Origin of the sequence: Cupriavidus cauae, from assembly GCF_008632125.1 — a bacterium.
In the GTDB taxonomy this organism is placed as follows: Bacteria; Pseudomonadota; Gammaproteobacteria; order Burkholderiales; family Burkholderiaceae; genus Cupriavidus; species Cupriavidus cauae.
The window spans coordinates 46,334-61,698 of record NZ_VWRN01000022.1 but is presented as its reverse complement, the minus strand read 5'-3'; the positions used below and the strand labels follow the sequence as shown (position 1 = coordinate 61,698).

Annotated in this window: 13 protein-coding genes; 6 read left to right on the top strand and 7 right to left on the bottom strand. The window is 71.0% G+C overall.

Features of this window, described 5'->3' with window-relative positions:
- Nucleotides 1–130: 130 nt before the first annotated feature.
- From F1599_RS06540 to F1599_RS06520, 5 genes are all read right to left on the bottom strand, one after another.
- A complete protein-coding gene (locus F1599_RS06540) occupies nt 131–1,159 on the bottom strand; it encodes an AraC family transcriptional regulator (protein ID WP_149319678.1) in 1,029 nt (342 codons plus the stop codon).
- 318 nt (nt 1,160–1,477) lie between these two features.
- Nucleotides 1,478–2,617: a metallophosphoesterase gene (locus tag F1599_RS06535; protein WP_150082587.1), complete on the bottom strand. Its 1,140-nt coding sequence runs from the start codon at nt 2,615–2,617 to the stop codon at nt 1,478–1,480.
- A 237-nt stretch (nt 2,618–2,854) separates the two neighbouring features.
- A complete protein-coding gene (locus tag F1599_RS06530) occupies nt 2,855–4,186 on the bottom strand; it encodes an MATE family efflux transporter (protein ID WP_150082586.1) in 1,332 nt (443 codons plus the stop codon).
- A 199-nt stretch (nt 4,187–4,385) separates the two neighbouring features.
- On the bottom strand, nt 4,386–4,907 hold the full coding sequence (locus F1599_RS06525; RefSeq protein WP_150082585.1) for a winged helix-turn-helix transcriptional regulator: 522 nt from the start codon (nt 4,905–4,907) through the stop codon (nt 4,386–4,388).
- 141 nt (nt 4,908–5,048) lie between these two features.
- Nucleotides 5,049–5,972, bottom strand: coding sequence for a LysR family transcriptional regulator (locus F1599_RS06520; RefSeq protein ID WP_150082584.1), 924 nt, complete (start codon nt 5,970–5,972; stop codon nt 5,049–5,051).
- Between the two features lie 159 nt (nt 5,973–6,131).
- Here F1599_RS06520 and F1599_RS06515 point away from each other — a divergent pair, with 159 nt between their 5' ends.
- The 3 genes from F1599_RS06515 (at nt 6,132) to F1599_RS06505 (ending at nt 9,900) form a co-directional block, all read left to right on the top strand.
- Nucleotides 6,132–7,637 (top strand): acyl-CoA synthetase, encoded by a 1,506-nt coding sequence (locus F1599_RS06515; RefSeq protein WP_150082583.1) that lies wholly within the window; start codon nt 6,132–6,134, stop codon nt 7,635–7,637.
- Between the two features lie 242 nt (nt 7,638–7,879).
- Complete coding sequence (locus F1599_RS06510; protein ID WP_150082582.1) at nt 7,880–8,821, top strand: Bug family tripartite tricarboxylate transporter substrate binding protein; 942 nt, start codon at nt 7,880–7,882, stop codon at nt 8,819–8,821.
- A gap of 260 nt (nt 8,822–9,081) precedes the next feature.
- On the top strand, nt 9,082–9,900 hold the full coding sequence (locus tag F1599_RS06505) for a hypothetical protein (protein ID WP_223819514.1): 819 nt from the start codon (nt 9,082–9,084) through the stop codon (nt 9,898–9,900).
- A 192-nt stretch (nt 9,901–10,092) separates the two neighbouring features.
- On the opposite strand, the gene dapB is transcribed toward F1599_RS06505, so the two are convergent.
- Both dapB and F1599_RS06490 read right to left on the bottom strand, forming a co-directional pair.
- The gene (dapB, locus tag F1599_RS06500; protein WP_150082581.1) at nt 10,093–10,902 is read right to left on the bottom strand and encodes a 4-hydroxy-tetrahydrodipicolinate reductase; all 810 of its coding nucleotides are present in this window, start codon (nt 10,900–10,902) and stop codon (nt 10,093–10,095) included.
- 355 nt (nt 10,903–11,257) lie between these two features.
- A complete protein-coding gene (locus F1599_RS06490; protein ID WP_053822624.1) occupies nt 11,258–11,707 on the bottom strand; it encodes an Lrp/AsnC family transcriptional regulator in 450 nt (149 codons plus the stop codon).
- Nucleotides 11,708–12,031: 324 nt separating this feature from the next.
- Between F1599_RS06490 and F1599_RS06485 the strand changes: the two genes are divergently transcribed.
- The 3 genes from F1599_RS06485 (at nt 12,032) to F1599_RS06475 (ending at nt 15,291) form a co-directional block, all read left to right on the top strand.
- Entirely contained in the window at nt 12,032–13,198 is a 1,167-nt protein-coding gene (locus F1599_RS06485; RefSeq protein WP_150082580.1) for a saccharopine dehydrogenase family protein, read from the top strand.
- On the top strand, nt 13,195–14,715 hold the full coding sequence (gene amaB / locus F1599_RS06480; RefSeq protein WP_150082579.1) for an L-piperidine-6-carboxylate dehydrogenase: 1,521 nt from the start codon (nt 13,195–13,197) through the stop codon (nt 14,713–14,715). The genes F1599_RS06485 and amaB overlap by 4 nt, the downstream gene beginning before the upstream one ends.
- Nucleotides 14,716–15,042: 327 nt before the next feature.
- On the top strand, nt 15,043–15,291 hold the full coding sequence (locus tag F1599_RS06475) for a hypothetical protein (RefSeq protein ID WP_149319669.1): 249 nt from the start codon (nt 15,043–15,045) through the stop codon (nt 15,289–15,291).
- Nucleotides 15,292–15,365: the final 74 nt, after the last annotated feature.

The following is a 15,365-nucleotide window of genomic DNA, read 5'->3' as shown; positions in this document are numbered from 1 at the left end:
TACATGGCCGAAGCGCTGAATCGCATTGGCATGAACGATCAAGCCGGAGCGCGTGCGAACGCAGCGCGGCGCGCAGGTCCTTGCGGCTACGGGGAAACCCGCAGAGCAAGCGCCGATGCGCGAAGGCGGCTCAGTGCTCGCGCAGATGCGCCTGGCGATATTGGCCGGGCGCGACCCCGGTCCAATGCTTGAAGGCGCGGTGGAAGGTGCTGGCCTCGGAGAAGCCCAGCAGGCTGGCGATCTCGGGCAGCGTCAGCTCGGGGCGCGCCAGGTATTCGATCGCGGCGTCGCGGCGCAGGTCGTCCTTGATGCCGCGAAAGCCCTGGCCTTCCTCGCGCAGCCGGCGGCGCAACGTCTGCGGCGTCATCGCCAGCTGCTCCCCGACGTCCTCGAGCGTGGGCAGCTCGCCGGTCAGGTTGCGGCGCAGGATGCGGCGGATGCGTTCGGTGATGCTGGTCTGGTCGCGGTACTTGATCAGCAGGCTGGCCGGCGCGTGCCGCAGGAATTCGCGCAGGCTGGCCTCGTTCTGCACCACCGGCAGATCGAGCCAGCGCGACTCGAAGCGCCAGCCGGTGTAGTCGTGGCCGTAGGACGCCGGCGCCTGGAACAGCAGCGCGGCGTCGGGGCTGGGGCCCAGCTCCGAATCGGGGTAGTCGACGCCGATCAGCGGCACGCGGCGCGCCGCCAGCCAGCAGGCCAGGCCGTAGCCGAGAAACGCGAAGGCACGGGCCGCGTAGGCCAGGCGCGCATCGTAGGGGACGCGCGGCGACAGCGACAGCATCGCGATCTCGCCATGGCGGCGCAGCCGCGGCACGAAGTCGTCGATCAGCAGCCGGTAGTAGCGCAGCCCCGCCTGCATCGCCTCGCCCAGCGTGCGCATGCGGACCAGCATCTGGCAGCACTGCGCAAAGCTGCCCAGCGGAAGTGGCCGGCTGCACAGGCCCCACATCTCGTCGCGCATCGCGCGCCGCATCGCGAACGCCAGCGCCGCGTACTGGCCCTGCGTGACGCGCGCCACCGGCGAATCGAGCAGCGCCGGCGCGATGCCGGCCCGGCGCAGCAGCGCGGCGATGTCGGCGCCGCGATGGCGCGCGCCCAGCAGCGTCTGCTGGACCTGCTGGATGGCGATCGTGTGGTGGGTGAAACTGGCAGTGTTCATGGGACCGGACCGGAGACCATGGATGCTGCTGGCTCGCACGGGGACTGCGTTCGAAGGAGGGCCGCGGCGGCCGCATGCCGCGGCAAGGCTCTGCCGCCGCGCGCGGCACGCAGGACCGCAGGCGCGGCGGGGTGCGGCGATTATAGACCGGCGTCGGATGGGGTCGGCCGGCGCTCGGGGCTTGCTCTGGCCATGCTCAGGCCATGCTCTGGCCGCGCTGCGCCCGCGAGCTCAGCGCTTGCCCTGGCCTTGCCCAGACATTGGTCATGCCGCTTCACGCGGTGCTCAAGCCGTGCCCAGGCCGCGCTCGTTTCCCCGCTACGCCGTTGGCCGCCGCAGCCGTATCCGCGTGATCTCCGACGGCGCGCCGAAGCGCTTGGGCGGTCCCCAGTAGCCGGTGCCGCGGCTGACATAGACCCACATGTTCCGGTGGCGGTGCAGCCCGGCGACGTAGGGCTGCTGCATCGGCACGAACAGGTTCCACGGCAGGAACTGCCCGCCGTGCGTATGCCCCGACAACTGCAGATCGAAGCCGGCCTCGGCCGCCGCGATCGCGCTGCGCGGCTGATGGGCTAGCAGCACGCGCACCGCCGCATCGGCCGGCGCGCCCGCCAGCGCCGCCTTGGGATCGCTGCGATGCGCGGGATCGAAATGCCCGGCGCTGAAGTCGGTGACGCCGGCCAGCACCAGCCTGGCGCCGTCGCGTTCGATCGCCACGTGTTCGTTCAGCAGGACGCGCAGCCCCAGCCGCCGCAGCTCGTCGATCCACGCGTGCGCGCCGGCGTAGTACTCGTGGTTGCCGGTGACGACGTAGACCCCATGTGGGGCGCGCAGCGAGCCCAGCGGCGCCGTGTGTTCCCTCAACTCCGGCACCTTGCCGTCGACCAGGTCGCCGGTGATCGCGATCGCATCGGCGCCGAGCGTATTGACGCGTTCGACGATGCGCTGCAGGTACGGCCGCTTGATGGTCGGGCCGACATGGATGTCGCTGAGCTGCGCGATGGTGAAGCCGTCGAGCGCGGCGGGCAGTCCGGCGATCGGCACCTCGACGTCGACCACGCGCGCGACCCGCCGCGCGTTCCAGTAGCCGAGCAGCGAGACCAGCAGCGCCAGCGCGACGGTGCCGACGGCGCTCCAGACCGGCAGCGCGGGCGGATACCAGCCGGCCAGCGCGCAGGCCAGCAGCACCAGTTCGCGCAGCACCGTCAGGATCAGCAGCGTCGAGAACAGCCCCATCGCCAGCATGCCGAGCCACGAGAGGCGATCGCCCCACGGCGGCTCGAAGCGGCGCGCCAGCAGCGCGGTCGGCATCGAGACGGCGGAGATGGCGAGCCACAGCGCGGCCAGCGCTTTTGCCGCCAGCGGCCACGGCAGCGCGGGCAGCAGGCGCACGCCGATATAGCAATGCAGCAGGGCGACGATCAGCGCGGCCGTCAGGATCGATCGGCGAGGGGTCATGGTGCTCCGGACAGGCGTGCCGCGTCGGCACGATAAGCCGCACGATACCGGGGATACGGCGTGCGCGCATGCGCGGGGCGCCGAGCCGCGATGGCGGCCGCGTTCCAGCCTCGCCGCATTGGCGGTGTCAAGCGCCGCCTTGCCCCCGCCTTAGCGCCGCCTCACCGCCGCCGCACTACCGCCCTGGCTCTACCTCAGCGCCGCCTCGTCTCAACCCCATCCCGGCCCATCGCCTCGCTACCTTCCCGACCACACCTCGCGCCGCACGCCCATCGCCGTCACCGCGCCGTAGGCCGTGATGCCGAGCGCCACGCCGAGGAAATGGCCGTCCAGCCCCATGCCGCCGACATGCGCCAGCAGCCAGCCGCCGCCGGCGGCGAGGCCAATCCGGGCGATGCCGGCGGCAATGGGCCAGCGCATCCGGCCCGCGCCCATCGACGCGAAATACAGCGCCATGCCGAGGCCGAAGCCGCCGAAGGCCGGCGCGATCCACGACAGCGCGCGCGCGGCGATCGCCGCCACTTCCGCGTCGCTGGTGAACCAGCTGGCAAAGCGAGCCGGCGCGAGCCCCACCGCGATGCCGATGGTGCCGGCCAGCGCCAGCGCCAGCAGCGCGCCGATCCAGGCGGTGCGCCGCGCCCCGTCCCAGTCGCCGGCGCCGACCGCACGGCCGACCAGCGCGGTCAGCGCCGAGCCCACGCCGAAGGCCAGCGGGATCATCAGGAATTCGAGCCGCGCGGAGATGCCATAGGCCGCCACCGCCGCGGTGCCGTAGGGGCGCAGCTGCGCGGTCACCAGGATCGTCGCCAGATTGGCCAGCGCGGCCAGCCCGCAGGCGACCAGCCCGACCGACAGGATGCGCTGGAACAGCGCCGCGTTCGGGCGCACGCGCAGCACCGGTACGAAGCCCGCGCCGCCGCGCATCACCACCACCGCCATGCCCAGCGCCGCGGCCCACGACACAAGCGCGAAGGCGGCGCCGATGCCGGCCAGGCCCATGCCGGCCGGCTCAGCCAGCGCCCACGCCAGCAGCGGGAAGGCGATCCACATCAGGGACAGCACGCGCGCCGCCAGCGCATGGCGGCCGCCGCCGCGCAGCACCGACGCCATCGTGTTGGACAGCCAGGCCGGTACCGCGCCGGCGCCGAACAGCCAGATCGCATAGCCGGCGGCGGCTTCGGCGGCCGTTTCCCCGGCCACCGCGCCGAGCACCGCATGCGGAAAGCCCGCCAGCGCGATGGCGAACGCCAGCCCGGCCAAGGCCGCGATGATCAGCGCGTGCAGCACCAGCGCGGAGGCGTCCTCGCGCTTGCCGGCGCCGAGCGCGCGGGCGATCGCCGACACCACACCGCCGCCCATCGCGCCGGTCGACATCTGCTGCAGCAGCAGCGCGAATGGCAGCACCACGGCCCAGCCGGCCAGCGCCGCGGTGCCCTGGCGCGCGGCCAGCCAGGTCTCGATCAATTGCGCGACGGCCTGCAGCAGCGCGATCAGGCTGGTCGGCGCGGCCAGCTTGACGATGGCCCGCGGCACCGCGCGCGGCGCGGCCGCGCCAGGCGCAGCCGCCATTGCGGCGCCCCGCGCCGCGGGTCCGGCGGTGGGAGCGGAAGTGGGCTCGCAGGAAGCGCGAGCGGAAGTGGGCTCGCAGGAAGCGCGAGCGGAAGTGGGATCGGAAGGGGAGGCAGGAGCGGAAGCAGCAGCGGAAGGCGGGGTCAGCGTCGGGGCGCGGGCCGGAAACGCCCCGGCAGGGCCCGCAACGCGGACGGCGTCATGCAGTTCGGTCATTGCCTGCCTCCGTGGCTTCGACGGTATCGGTTTCGGGCGCGAAGCGGCGGCGCAGGTGGTTGCCGGCGGCCGGGCCGGCGGTGACGCGCAGGTCGTCCAGCGTCACGGGGCTGCCGTCGGCGCGGGTCAGCGCCGGTGCGGCGATCTCGTCGCCGGTGCGGCGGTCCAGCAGCACCGTCATCGGGCCGCGGTCGGTCATCCAGCGATCGGCCCAGGCCTTCAGCGCGACGAAGGCCGGGAAGAAATCGCGGCCCTTGTCGGTCAACAGGTAATGGTGGCGCGCGCCGCCGTCGGCCGGCACGCGCTCGAACATGCCGTGCTCGACCAGCGTCTTCAGCCGCGCGCTGAGGATATTGGGCGCGATGCCCAGGTTGCGCTGGAATTCGTCGAAGCGCGTGCTGCCATAAAAGGCCTCGCGCATCAGCAGGATCGCCCAGCGCTCGCCCAGCACCGCCATCGAGCGGGCGATCGGGCAGGGCATGCTGGCAAAGTCGGTGTGGCCCACGTCTCCTCCGTCTGTTTCCGATTGGTCTTGCCAATGACTTCTACTTTCAATTTGCAAGCATTCTAGCTTGCAAATTGAAAGTGCGTGAGGATCGGATGGGCGGACTGGCTCGCCGCCGTCCGGCGCCGGGCCGGACGCGGTTCAGACTGAACCGTCGGGCGCGTCCCGGAACACCGGCAGCGCGGGAATCTGCTCGCGCAGGAAGTCGATCAGCGCCCGCGTCGCCATCGGCGGATGCGGGTTTGGCGTGGTGATCAGATAGAGCCGGTCGCCCAGCCCCTCGGGCCGCCAGTCGGGCAGCACCTGCACCAGCCGGCCCGCGTGCGCGTCCTGCCAGCCGGCATAGACCGGCAGCAGGCAGACGCCGTGTCCGGCCTGCACCGCGCGGATCAGGAAGGGGAAGTGCTCGGACTGCAGGCGCGGCAGCAGCTGCACCGCATCGCGTTCGTCGCCGCGCATCAGATGCAGCTCGAACGGGCGAGCGAAGTAGGGCGGGCACAGGAAGTCGGTCGCGGCGAGGTCCGCCGGCACCCGGATCGGTCCAAACCGTTCCAGATAGGACGGCGCCGCATAGAGGCCCCATTCGATCGCGCAGACGTCGCGCGCCACATGGTCCAGCGGCGGCTGCGAGGTGACCTTCAGCGCCACGTCGATCTCGGCGGCGATCAGGTCGTTGACGCGATTGTTGAAGAACACGCGCAGCGTGATGCCCGGATGCCGCTCGGCGAAGGCCAGCAGCAGCGGCGCGACGAAGGTGTCGCCCAGACCGGTGGGCACGCTGAGCCGTACATGGCCGCGCAGCGTCTTTCCAAGGCTGTCGATTTCAGCCTGCGCCGACGCGACCTCGCGCAGGATCGCCAGCCCGTGGCGGTACAGCGCGTGGCCGGGCTCGGTCAGCTCCAGCCGCCGCGTGGTCCGGCGCATCAATTGCGCGCCCGCCTGGACCTCCAGCTCGCGCAGCTGCCGGCTGACCTGCGAGCGCGTGACGCCGCGCCGGCGGCCGGCTTCGGCCAGATTGCCCGCGTCGACGATATCGACGAAGGCCTGGATCAGGTTCAGGTCCATGGTGCGTCCATCGGGGATTGCCTGGGGGATTGTCGCGCTGGGCTCAACATTGTGCTGCGCGGCCAGGCAATTGTCGATGGCGGTGCCCGCCGTTACAGTGACCGCTCAATATGACGGCGCCCGTGCCCGCACGCGCGCCTTGCGCACAGGAGCACTCGAATGGCGGCGGACCTCTGGTTCCAGGATCTACATCGCAGCGGCGACGAACTGCTGTCGCGCGGCAGCCGGCTGGCCAGCGGGCTGCGCGCGCTCGGCGTGGCGGAGGGCGACGTGATCGCGGTGCTGCTGCGCAACGACGCGCCGTTCGCCGACATCGTCCACGCCTGCCGTACCGCCGGCTGCTACTACTGCCCGATCAACTGGCACTTCACCGCGGACGAGGTGCGCTACCTGCTCGAGGACAGCGGCGCCAAGGTGCTGATCGCCCATGCCGACCTGCTGCCGTCGGTGCAGGCCGCGGTGCCGGCGGGCATGCCGGTGCTGGCGGTCGGCGAAGACGCCGCGCCGCCGGCGCTCGAAGTCCTGGCATACGAGCCCTGGCTCGCGGCCCAGCCGGCCTATGACGGCCCGCGCGTGGCCCCGCGCGGTCACATGGCCTACACCTCCGGCACCACCGGACGGCCCAAGGGCGTGCTGCGCGAGGCCGTGCCGCTCGACCGGCTCGATGCGCAGCAGGCGGCGATGCGCTCCGTGGTCGCACAGTCGATCGGCATCGTGCCGGGCTGCCGCGCGCTGATGTCGGCGCCGCTGTATCACAGCGCGCCCGGCGTGTTCATCCAGAACGCACTGCAGATCGCCGAGCGCCTGGTGCTGACGCCGCGCTTCGATGCCGAGGAGGTGCTGGCACTGATCGAGCGGCATCGAATCGATGTCGTCTACCTGGTACCGATCATGTATGTGCGGCTGCTGAAGCTGCCGGATGAGGTACGCCGCCGCTACGACCTGTCGTCGCTGCGCTTCGTCGCCTCGACCGGCTCGCCATGCGCGCCCGAGGTCAAGCGCGCGATGCTGGACTGGCTCGGCCCGGTGATCCACGAAACCTATGCGTCCAGCGAGGCGGGCATGATCACCGTCGCCACGCCCGCCGATGCGCTGGCCAGGCCCGGCACCGCGGGCCGGCCGGTCGACCAGGCCAGCGTGCGCATCCTGCGCGAGGACGGCACGCCGTGCGAGACCGGCGAAGTGGGCCTGATCTACGTACGCCAGCCCGCCTACCCCGACTTCACCTATCGCAACAACGACGCGGCGCGGCGCGCGATCGATGTCGGCGGCCTGGTGACGCTGGGCGACATGGGATACCTCGACGCCGACGGCTATCTGTTCCTGTGCGACCGCGCGTCCGACATGGTGATCTCGGGCGGCGTCAACATCTATCCGGCCGAGATCGAGCACCAGCTGGTGCGCTATCCGGGCGTGGCCGACTGCGTGGTGTTCGGCGTGCCTGATGACGAATACGGCGAGCGGCTGCTGGCGATGGTGCAGCCGATGCCGGGCGAGCGCCTGGACGAGGCCGAGATCATCGCCTGGCTGCGCGAGCGGCTGTCGGGCTTCAAGGTGCCGCGCACCATCGTGATCGCCGAGCAACTGCCGCGCGACGAGACCGGCAAGCTCGCCAAACGGCGTCTGCGCGACCAATACTGGCAGGGGCGGACGCGGCGCGTCTGAACGCGGCGGGCATCGCCCACCGGAACGCAGCACACCACGAAGCAGCACACAAGGAAGGAGACACCATGCAAGGCTGGAAAGCGGGAAGGCGGGCCCGGCGGGGCATCGCCGCGGTGGAGGCGAGATTGGCGCCGAAGTTGGCGCCGAGGTTGGCGCTGACGTTGGCGCCGAGGTCTGCGCAGCGATCGACGCTGAGGTCGGCGCTGAGGTTTGCGCTGAGGTCTGCGCTGGGTCTTGCCGCGATGCTGGCGGCGACATTCGGTGCGGTGACAACCGCAGGCGCGGCCTATCCGGACCGGCCGATCAAGCTGATCGTGCCGTACACGCCGGGCGGATCGACCGACCAGTTCGGCCGCGCGCTGGCCGAGGGCATGAGCAAGGTACTGAAGCAGCCGGTGGTAGTCGACAACAAGCCCGGCGCGGCCACCATGATCGGCACCAACCTGGTCGCCCGCGCGCCGGCCGACGGCTATACGGTCGGCTTCGCGACCAACGGCAGCATTGTGCTGAACCCGATGCTGTACAAGAAGATCACCTACGACCCGCCGAAGGACTTCAAGATCATCAGCATCGGCGCCGAGGTGCCGCTGGTGGTGGTCACCAATACGCAGGTGCCGGCGAACAACATCCGCGAGTTCGCCGCCTATGCGAAGAGCCAGGGCGGCAAGCTGAACTACAGCTCGGTAGGCCTGGGCAATGCGCTGCAGCTGGCCACCGAGATGCTCAAGACCGAGCTGGGTATCGAGCTGACCCATGTGCCGTACAACGGCAGCGCGCCGGCGCTGGCGGCGCTGCTCGCCAACGACGTGCAGCTGATGGTGGATGTAGTCAGCACCTCGCTGCCGCATATCAAGGCCGGCAAGCTGAAGGCGCTGGCGGTGACCAGCCGCAACCGGCTGGACGTGCTGCCCAATGTGCCGACGGTCGCCGAGAGCCATCCGAACTTCCAGGCGGCGACCTGGTTCGGGCTCGCGGTGCCGGCGCAGACGCCGCCCGAGGCCGTCGAGAAGCTGCGCGCCGCGGCCGATCAGACCCTGCGCGACCCGCAGTTCCGCTCGACCTTCAACGGCCTGGGCTTGCAGGTGCTGCAGCCGATGAGCCAGGCGGAGATCGACCGCTACGTCGCCGCCGACCGCGAGCATTGGGGCAAGGTGATCCGGGCGAAGAATATTTCGCTGGATTGAGGGGGAGGGCGGGCGCCGCGGGAGCGGTGCTCGGAAGCCGGTATAGTTGTGCGCCGTTGTTGCCCACGGCCGCCTGCGTCAGCCGCGCGGGCCCGCGGGCTCGCGGGCGCTCGCGCATCGCCGTCGCCACGCCCGCTCAATGTGAGCCGCCGGCAACGCCCGCGCGCCTCCGGGCGGGTCGATCGCTCGCGGCGGCGTCACATCCGGAACATCGGGCGGCCCGGCCGCTCCAACGCCCGACCCCAAAATCAGGAGTTTGAATGCGATTCCAACTTGCCGGCCTGGCTGTGGCCGGTTTTACCGCGGCCGGTGTGCTGGTCGCGGCACCTGCAGTCCATGCGGCAAGCGCGGCCGGCGCGCAGTCGGCGAACGCCGCCAAGCCGGCCACCACCGCCGCCACTCCCGCCACTGCCGCCAACCCCGCCACTTCCGCGTCCCCTGCTTCCGCTGCGTCCCCCGCGACGCCGCCCGCGTCGCCCGGAGCCGACATGCTGGCGCCGCTGCTCGGCGCGCTGAAGATCGGCAATCCGATGCCAGATCTGCCGGACTGCGCGGACAAGCGCACCCCGGACGGCACCGATGTGACCGCCTTCTGCGTGGAAGTGCGTGGCGATGGCGCAATGCGCCAGGTCGGCGTGCCGCGCAAGCAGCGGCCGGCCTTCATGGACGGCCCGCATGCGCTGGCGGTGGTCGATCGCAATGCGCTGGTGGGCCTGATCGTGCCGACCGATGGCGTGCGCTCCGAACAGTCGACGCTGCGCACGCTGACCGCGCGCTATGGCAAGCCGTTCCGCGAGGAGCAGGTGGCGCTGCTGGACAAGGACGGCAAGACGGTCAACAGCGTCCATGCCGGATGGATGCAGGCGCCGCTGACCGTCGAGGTCTATTCGATTCCCGACGATCCCGACACCGGCAGCATCGAGCTGTTGCTGCCACGGGCTCGTACCGTGATGGCGCAGAAGGATGCGGCCATCACGCAGCAACTGAACCCGGGCGCCGCCTCGGCGCCGAGCGCGCCCAAGGCCGTGGTGCAGAAGCCGAAGAAGGGCGAGGGCGACGGCAAGCCGGGCAGCTGGTAAGCCCGGCCTGCGTCGTCCGCATTTGCTGTCGTTCCCGCGCAGGCGGGACCCCGGCCGGTTGATCGGGCGATGTGCCGGTTGCCGAGCAGAGCGAAAGTCGCCGGGCCTCCGCCTTTTGCGGGGCCCGGCGAACTTGGAGTCCCTGTCGGCGTACTGGGAGTCCGTGCCAGCCTATTCGGAGTCCCTGCGGGCCTACAGCCCTTCCATCACCTTGTCCAGGCCCCGCACGACGCCGCGCAGCGTATGCACCTTGCGGATCGCCAGCAGCGCGCCGGAGACATAGGGCTTGGAGCCGTCGCCGGCCTCGTGCTTCAGATGCAGACGCTGGCCGTCGGCGCCGAAGATCACCTCGACACCGAGCTGATAGCCGGGCAGCCGCACCGCATGCACCTGCGTGCCGGACATCGTGGCGCCGCGCGTCTCCACCGGTCCCTTGACCTGGTCCAGCGGCACCGTCTGCGTGGCGGCCTTGACCTGCCCGAGCCGGTAGGCCAGCTCGCGCACCGTGCCCGACGGCACGTCGACCTTGCCGGCCTTGGCGTAGTCGATGATTTCCCACTGGTCCAGATGGCGCGCGGCCATCTCGGCGAACTTCTGCAGCAGCACCACCGTGATGGCGAAATTGCCGCAGGCGAGCACGCCGCGGTCGGCCGCCCGAGCGGCGGCGTCGATCTCCGCATAGTCCTCGTCGGACAGCCCCGAGGTGCCGACCACCACGTGCGCGCCCTGCGCCAGCGCCTGCAGGATGTTGTGCTTGGCGATGTCCGGCTTGGTGTATTCGACGTAGACGTCGTACGGCGTGCCGGCCAGCTCGGCGATGCTGGCGACGGCCTTGCCCGGCGTGTCGGCGTGGCCTGTCAGCTGCGCCAGCGTCTGGCCGGCCGCGCCGCGCGACAGCCCGGCCACCAGCGTCATGTCCGGCGCGTGCGCGACGCCGCGCGCCAGTTCGCCGCCGGCCCAGCCGGTCACGCCGCCCACGGCGACACGGATTGGTGTGTTCATCGGGATTCCTCCTGAAGCGATGTTGCGATGCTGCGTTCTTGCGAACGGGCCGCCAGTTTGCCGCGTTTGCGCGATGTGCGCAGGCGGACGCAGGCGGGTGCAGGGAGTGCGGGGCGGGGCGCCGGGGCGGGAGGGCATCGGGAGGCGACAGCGCGGGCACGCGGGGGCGCGGGGGCGCGGGGATGCGGGCAGGGGGCAGAGGCAGAGGCAGAGGCAGAGGCAGAGGCAGAGGCAGAGGCAGAGGCAGAGGCAGAGGCAGAGGCAGAGGCAGAGGCAGAGGCAGGGGCAGAGGCACGGGCAGAGGGCAGGGGGCGGGGACGCCAAGGAGCCCCAATGCCGAAGCCGAGGCTGCCCGTCACCCCACCGGCCGCCGCCGGTCGATCTTGCGCGCCAGCACGATCGACGTGCTGGTGTGGTTCACGCCATCGAGCGCGCCGATCTCGTCGAGCAGCCGGTCCAGCCGCGCATGCGTATCGCAGCGGATCACCGCCATGTAGTCGACCGGCCCGCTGACCGAATCGAGCTCCACCACCTCGGGGAAGCGCTGCAGCGCGCGCAGTACCGTGGGCGCGGTCTTGGGCTGCACCGACAGCCCGCAGAACGCCAGGATCGCGTTGTCCTCCATCTGCTGGCCCAGCCGCACGCCATAGCCGGCGATCACGCCGAGCCGCTCCAGCCGGGCGATGCGGGCGACCACCGTGGTGCGGGCGATGCCGAGCTTGCGCGCCAGATTGGCGGCGCTGTCGCGCGCATTGGCCTGCAATAGCGACAGCAGGTGACGGTCGGTCTGGTCGAGGTCGGTCATGCGGTCTCCGTCTACGGGCTTCAGGCTGCGGGCTGCGGGCTGCGGGCTCCGGGGCTCGGGGCTCCGGGCTCCGGGCTCCGGGCTCCGGGCTCCGGGCTCCGGGCTCCGGGCTTCGGGCTTCGGTCTGGTGCGGTGCCGGCGTCTCGTCGTTTCGTCGAGATACATCGTCGATTCGCCCGATTATGGCGGGTTTTCGTCATTGTTGCCTGTTCAATCCGACGGCGCGCGACACCATACTTTGGGTACGGGATGGCTCGATGCGCCGGCACCCGGCCATCCCGCGCGACATTGGCACGCTTCCATTTCCCGCGTCGGAGGACCGTCATGAACAACAACCTTTCCTTCCCTTCGGCTCGTTCCGGTGCGGCGCTGCCCGTCACCGTGCTCGGTGCCGGCAAGATCGGCCGCACCATCGCCGCCATGCTGCAGGACAGCGGCGACTACGCGGTGACCGTGGTCGACCGTTACCGCGACGCGCTCGACGCGCTGCCAGCGGGCGTCTCCACCCGCGTGGCCGACCCCTCGGAACGACAGGCGTGCATGGAAGCGCTGGCCGGCGCGGCCGCGGTGATCAATGCCTTGCCCTTCCATGCGGCGGTGCCGGTCGCGACGGTCGCCGCCGAACTGGGCGTGCACTATTTCGACCTGACCGAGGACGTCGCGGCCACGCGGGCGATCCGCGCGCTGGCCGCCGATGCGCGCGCCGTGCTGATGCCGCAGTGCGGGCTGGCGCCGGGCTTCATCGGCGTGGTCGGCCACGACCTGGCGCAGCGCTTCCTGCGCGGCGGCGGCCAGCTGCTCGACCTGCGCATGCGCGTCGGCGCGCTGCCGCGCTATCCGAACAATGCGCTGAAGTACAACCTGACCTGGAGCACCGAGGGGCTGATCAACGAGTACTGCAATCCCTGCGAGGCGATCGCCGATGGGCGCCGCGTCGAGGTGCCGGCGCTCGAGGGGCTGGAGAGCTTCGCGCTGGACGGCATCGAGTACGAGGCCTTCCATACCTCGGGCGGGCTCGGTACGCTGCCCGAAACGCTGGCCGGGCGCGCGCGCCACGTCGACTACAAGTCGATCCGCTATCCTGGCCATTGCGCGGTGATCAAGCTGCTGCTCGACGATCTGCGGTTGCGCGAACGGCGCGACTGGCTGCGCGAGATCTTCGACAGCGCGATTCCGCTGACCGAGCAGGACGTGGTGGTGGTGTTCGCCAGCGCCACGGGCCGCACGGCCGGCGAGGACGGACGCCTCGGCCCGCTGACGCAGGCCTCGTTCTCCGCCCGCATCGGCGGCGCCGAGGGCGAGCACGGCCATCTGAACGCGATCCAGCTGACCACCGCCGCGGGCGTCTGCGCCGCGCTCGACATGGTGATCGCCGGCCAGTTGCCGCAACGGGGCTTCGTCCGCCAGGAGGACATGCGGCTCGAGGCCTTCCTCGCCAACCGTTTCGGCAGGCACTACACCTGCCATCCGCTACAGGAGGCCCTCGCATGAAAGCCGACGCATTCGAGCGCTGCTGGCGCGCCATCGGCCAGCCCATTCCCTGGCGCGACGGGCCCGGCGGCCACGGCGCGCTGCCGGCACGCTCGCCGATCGACGGCGAGGTGTTCGGGCATATCGCCGCGTGCAGCGCCGACGAGGCGGACGCGCGCATCGCGCAGGCGCACGCCGCGCAGAGCGGCTGGGCGCTGGTGCCCGCGCCCGTGCGCGGCGAGGTGGTGCGGCGCTTGGGCGAGGTGCTGCGCGAACATCGAAGCGCGCTTGGCGAACTGGTCTCGCTCGAGACCGGCAAGATCCTGCAGGAAGGGCTGGGCGAAGTGCAGGAGATGATCGACATCTGCGACTTCGCGGTCGGCCTGTCGCGCCAGCTGCATGGACTGACGATCGCCAGCGAGCGGCCGCAGCATGCGATGCGCGAGACCTGGCATCCGTTCGGTGTCTGCGGCGTGATTTCGGCGTTCAACTTCCCGGTGGCGGTGTGGGCGTGGAATGCCGCGCTGGCGCTGGTGTGCGGCAACGCGGTGGTATGGAAGCCGTCGGAGAAGACGCCGCAGTGCGCGCTGGCGGTGCAGGCGCTGCTCGATCGCGTGATCGAGGCCACGGCGCCCGAGCACGTGGGCATCGCCACCGTGCTGTGCGGCGGGCGGCAACTCGGCGAACGGCTGGTCGCGCATCCCCATGTGCGGCTGGTCAGCGCCACCGGCTCGACGCGGATGGGCCGCGAGGTCGGCATCGCCTGCGCCGGCCAGTTCAAGCGCAGCATCCTCGAGCTCGGCGGCAACAACGCGGCCATCGTGGCGCCGTCGGCCGACCTGTCGTTGACGCTGCGCGCGATGACGTTCGCCGCGGCGGGCACCGCCGGACAGCGCTGCACCACGCTGCGCCGCGCCTTCGTCCATGTCGACCTGTTCGACACGGTGCGCGAGCAGCTGACGCAGATCTTCGCGCGGCTGCCGGTCGGCAATCCGCTCGAGGCGGGCACGCTGGTCGGCCCGCTGATCGACCGCGCCGCGGGCGACAACATGGCCAACGCGCTCGCCAGCTGCCGCGCCCAGGGCAATGCGGTGCATGGCGGCGAACGGCTGCTGGCCGATCGCTATCCGCATGCCTGCTATATGCGGCCGGCGCTGGTGGTCACCGATACGCAGCACGACACCATGTTGACCGAGACCTTTGCGCCGATCCTGTACCTGATGCCGTACACCTCGCTGGAGGAGGCCATCGCGCTGAACAACGCGGCGGCGCACGGCCTGTCGTCGTGCATCTTCACCGAGTCGCTGCGCGAGGCCGAGCGCTTCCTGTCGTCGGCCGGCAGCGACTGCGGCATCGCCAACGTCAATATCGGCACCAGCGGCGCGGAGATCGGCGGCGCCTTCGGCGGCGAAAAGGCGACCGGCGGCGGGCGCGAATCCGGCTCGGATGCCTGGAAGGGCTATATGCGGCGGGCGACCAATACGATCAATTACGGCGACGCGCTGCCGCTGGCGCAAGGTATCCGCTTCGATCTGTGAGGTGGGCGAAGGCGGGCCGCTGCAAGGGTTAACGAGGGTTACCGCGGCGGCGCGTCCTTCTAGGTGCATCTTCCCGCTCCGGTCCCGCTCCGGTCCCTCTCCGGTCCCTCTCCGGTCCCTCTCCGGTCCCTCTCCGGTCCCTCTCCGGTCCCTCTCCGGTCCCTGTCCAGTCCCTGTCCGGTCCCTGTCCGGTCCTATGCCGAACGGCGGTCGGGCCCGCCCCCCCGGCTTGTAGGGAACGGTAACGTGGGTTACAGGCCCCTGACCCCGTATTACCGAGCCGCCCCGTATAACGGCGTCATCGATTCCGTATAACAGGGGCAAAAAATGAAAGCGTGGTTGGCAGGTCTGGGGGCAGTGGCGGCGGCAGGCTTGTCCGGCTGCGCCGTCTACCCGGCGCCAGTCGATGCCGGCGTCACGGTCGGCGTGGGGGCACCCGTCTATGTCGCGCCGCCGCCGGTGGTGGTGGCGCCGCGGCCTTACTACTACGGCTATCCGTACCGCGGCTATTACCGCGGCGGACACGGCCACTGGCATGGGCATGGCCACGGCCATGGACGGGGGCACTGGCGCTGAGCGCGGAAGCGTAAAAGCGTTAAAGCGTCAGAACGGGAGGGTGGCCGCCGTGGCCGGCGAGGCGCCGCGATGCG